The 4,217-nt window shown below is 41.1% G+C and carries 2 protein-coding genes and 1 pseudogene; all 3 read left to right on the top strand.

Annotated features, from left to right (window positions below; translation table 11 throughout):
- Nucleotides 1-117: 117 nt before the first annotated feature.
- A complete protein-coding gene (locus Q0198_RS04225) occupies nt 118-1,554 on the top strand; it encodes a DUF4139 domain-containing protein (RefSeq protein ID WP_297895374.1) in 1,437 nt (478 codons plus the stop codon).
- 457 nt (nt 1,555-2,011) lie between these two features.
- Complete coding sequence (locus Q0198_RS04220; RefSeq protein WP_297895372.1) at nt 2,012-2,812, top strand: hypothetical protein; 801 nt, start codon at nt 2,012-2,014, stop codon at nt 2,810-2,812.
- Nucleotides 2,813-2,861: 49 nt separating this feature from the next.
- Nucleotides 2,862-4,217, top strand: a pseudogene (locus Q0198_RS04215) (hypothetical protein); the annotation flags it as partial.

The following is a 4,217-nucleotide window of genomic DNA, read 5'->3' as shown; positions in this document are numbered from 1 at the left end:
GAAATTTTAAAATTTCAAAGCGAGCGGCGGGGCCGGAATTTTAGAATTCGCTCCGAATTTTAAGCATAAAAATCAAAATTTATCGTTACAATTACGTAAAATTTTTAAGGAGTAAAAATGAAAAAAATAGTTCTTTTAAGCGCAGCTGCGGCGCTTGCCGTAAATTTGAGCGCGCAGGAAAACAGCCTTGAGATCTACGCGAACTCCGCCTTCTTGCACCAAAACTTCGGCGCGCAAAAATCAAACTTCAGCGTGAACGTGCCGGAGTACTTGGATATCCGCAACATCGAGATTGTGGGCTCTTGCGAAGTGCGCGAATTGTCTTTGGAGGAGAGCGAGCCCGTGAAAAACGCGGAATTTGCCAAAAAAGAGGCGGACGAAAAGAGCTTGCGCGAGCTAAGCGACCGCCTGGTCGCGCTTAAGGCGCAGCAGCGCTTTTTAAGCGATTTTACAAGCCTAAAAGATAGAAGCCTAGCGAGCCTAAAGGCGGATTCGCAAAAAGTTTACGACGAGGTCTTGCTCGTAGCGGGTGAAATTTCAAAGACTGACGAACAAATCGGAAAGCTCAAAGAGAAAATTTCAAAATACCGGATCAAGAACGAGCGTCGCTTAAACGCGAACTTCGGCTGCGATCCGAGCTTCGTTAAGATCAATTACCCCGTTGACGTAAGCGCCTACACGCACAACGAGCTCTCTGCCGATCTTGCAAGCGGCAAAATCGAGGTCGCGCAAAAGCTCTCGGTGCAAAATCCGCTAAACGCCGAGCTAGCGAATTTGACGATCGCGCTGTATCCTTACGAATACTCCTCGCAGACCGCGCCGCAGCCCTTTTACCCGTGGTACGAGGGCGAGCCTATGGAGCCTGAGCCCGCGGCGGCTTATAAAAAGGACGTGATGCTAGAGGTGGCGGATATGCAGAGGGCGCCTGCGGCGGAGGCGAGATCGTCGTATGCAAGGACGGGCTCGAATATCGAAAGCTCGCTCTCAAAGGTGTGGAAAATTAGCGGCGTAAGTCTAAAAGCGGGCGAGGCGGGCGAGTTCAGCTTCGATAAACAGAGTCTGGATGCGAAATTTGATCTACTCATCGACGGCTACGGCAGCGAGGCAGCCTACGTGCGGGCTAAATTTAGCCCCGTAAGAAACATAGAGGAGAGCGAAACGCTAATAAAGCTCGACGGCGTGCAGATCGGGCTCGTGCATCTAGGCTTTGCCGCAAACGCAGAGGCTACGGCGTATCTGGGTAAAAACAGCCTGATCGAAGTCAAAAAAGAGCAGGCGAACAACTTCACGAAAAACTCATTTTTCGGCGGCGAGAGCAAAAATTCCATGGCTTGGGATTACGAGATCAAAAATAGCTCCAAGCGCGCGTGGAACGTGGTTTTGCAAGAGCGAGCGCCCGTTTCGACGCATGAGGACGTAAAGGTCGCGCTAAAAAACTCGCCCGAGCAGAGCAGCCTCGGCAAGGACGGACTACTTAGCTGGGACTTTGAGCTAAAGCCGGGCGAGAGTAAAAAGATCCACTTCGGCTACGAGCTAAGCAAACCGAAGAAGTAACGAGCTTTAGCGCGGCGCGGTTAAATTTTGCGCAGCGGAGTAGCTTTTTGCGGCGCGGTTAAATTTTATGCGACACCGCTTTACGAGACGGACCCTCTTTTGCCGCGCCGCTAAATTTTACGCGGCAGACCGACTTTTTACGGCGCAATTAAATTTTGCCGGCATAAAACTAAGGCGCGGCTTTAGAGCTTATCTGAAATTTTTGGCGCCGCGGCGAGAGAAATTTAAGCGTCGCGAGAACCAAAAATTTAAATGTTTCGGCGATTTAAAATTGGCTAGCGCGAGATGTGAAATTTAGCGATGCAAAGGGATTTTGGCGCGGTAGAAAAACCCTGAGTGTCGCTAAAGCTTATCTCAAATTTAGAAAGGCTGGGGCGATGAATGCGGAGCGAAGGTATAAATTTAACGAGGCAATGAGGTATGCGTTTGCTTCGCTGGCGGCATTTAAAGGATCGTTATGAAATTTCACAAACTTAAATTTAAAATCCTAGCCGCGGCGCTACTTTTCTGCGCCGTGTTTATCCGCATCGTGCCCGATTACTCCACTTCGCAAGGATCCTGCGTAGTTACTATTTTTAGCTATTACAAATATCAAAAGGGATATTGTCTAAAAGAGAATAGAATTCTGAGCAACGAAGAGTTACTTCAAAATGCCGCTATAAATTATTTTAAAAGATATTACGACTATGAAATTTTGCGAAATACCATTATCGATGAGCACGATATAAAAATTTTCGGCCATAGTTTTTATACGGCACACATCTCCAAGCTCTATCTAATCGGCGATTTTAATGAAGAAAACTGGTTTGATTTTTTAGTTGAAAATACCGACAGAAAGAGTTTTGATTATGAGATAAAAGACAAGACGCAAATAGATATCTCCGATCTATCAAAATATTTTGTATATAAGGATGAAATTCTGGGCTTTAGACAGCCTATTATCTTATCGGAAGAGAAAAATCCATTTCATAACGGAAAAATGTTTTTAGAAAAATCATTTTTAATTAAAGAAAATCAATTTTTTGTGAATTATGTTGATGTCGATGATATAAGTTTTTACATTGAATATAATGTTATTAAAAATTTAATGGCAATAAAAAGCGGATATGAGAGTTTAGAAAACTTTAACAAAGTCTTGGCTTATACTCATATGAAACATTATAGACGTAAATTCTCATACGATAATTGCGGAAATATAAATTTTGATATCAAAGCTCCGGCGGAACAGGAACTGGATATGTGGATTCACGGCGGATAAGATTGGTTGAAATTTTATCTTAACGAATGTAACCGAAAAAGGATAAGAGATGGGCAAAAAAGAAACTGATTTGAGATTAGAATTAGAGGGCAATTACGGCGCCGATATATTGAGTTATTATTTGTGGGGGAAGAAAACTCCTCCTGGTCCGAAAGAATTAGCCTCTAACGAATGGATGGATAGAAAAGAAATGGAAGTCAAAATTTCTGCGAGTAAATATATGAAATATGTAGATACATATACTAGCGCGGCAAATTTTGTCGTCTTTCAAAAATTTTTCGAAAGAACGTATGTGGTAGAAACACCAAACGGTGAAACCATATTAATCAATGATAAATTTACTAAAGCGCAAATGGATAGAGTTGATGCTAAAATAAATTCGGATGGATATTATGAATTAAATATAAGACAAATGAGTGAAATTTTATATGATAATAAAAATAAATTTAACGAAAATTTAGCGACCGATATAAAACATTATACTCTTGATATACATTCGGATAATTATGCGGAAAGGGCTTTTGTTTTTGGAAGCACTAAGATGACATTTGAGGCCAAGGATGTTAAATTTCTAATAAACGCAAAGACGTTTGAGCCCGAATTTATAGACAATCTCCAAATTAAGCCATATCAGAGCAAAGATAATCCTAATAAAAATGGTGATTTTGATTTTGTAGGCGATGGAATAGTGGCTAAATTCGCAAATCACTACTTGGAGAAACTATGCGATCCATCAAATATTGGTAGAAAGGTAAAATTTGTATTTGATGATTTTGAAGGTATAGCGCATCAAAGAGTTAGCAAGAGCGATTTTTTAAAACAAAAAGCTAGATTTAACAGGCTAGATACCGTTGAACCTATAGATACAAAAAATGCTTGGGCTAAATATTTTAACGAGAAAATTCTTACCGCAGGCGTTATAAACTACCTAGACGAAAACGGTAAACTTGTTATGTATGGAACTAATAAGGATGATCGGCTTGTTGAATTTCAGGCTAAAAATATAAATTTTAGCGAGCCTTTACTTAGTGAGCTTGGCGATATAAAAAATCATTACAAACAATATGTAAAAAATGGTATAACCTACGTCGGCGGGAAAGGAAGCGATAATATAGTGGGTTCAGAATATGACGATATATTGTATTCGAACGATAAAAATAATACAGATGATGAAGCGCAAGATGTATTAATAGGCAGCAAGGGTTTTGATACCTATTACGCAGGAAACAAAGACGTCATCTTTGATAGCGACGGTAAGGGCAGAGTCTTCTTCAATGACACGATCTTAACGGGCGGAGCATATGATAAGGATAAAGGAGTATATATAAGTGAAGATGGAAAGATAGAGTATAAATTATTAGAAGATGAAAAACTGATCGTCAAGAAAGATGGCGGTACAGTCACG

The organism is uncultured Campylobacter sp., assembly GCF_938045205.1.
Classification (GTDB): domain Bacteria; phylum Campylobacterota; class Campylobacteria; order Campylobacterales; family Campylobacteraceae; genus Campylobacter_B.
This window is presented reverse-complemented; position numbering and strand designations above follow the sequence as displayed.

Excerpts from the sequence above, each read along its gene's own strand:
- Q0198_RS04225 (WP_297895374.1), top strand. The coding sequence starts at position 118 with ATGAAAAAAATAGTTCTTTTAAGCGCAGCTGCGGCGCTTGCCGTAAAT.
- Q0198_RS04220 (WP_297895372.1), top strand. The coding sequence starts at position 2,012 with ATGAAATTTCACAAACTTAAATTTAAAATCCTAGCCGCGGCGCTACTT.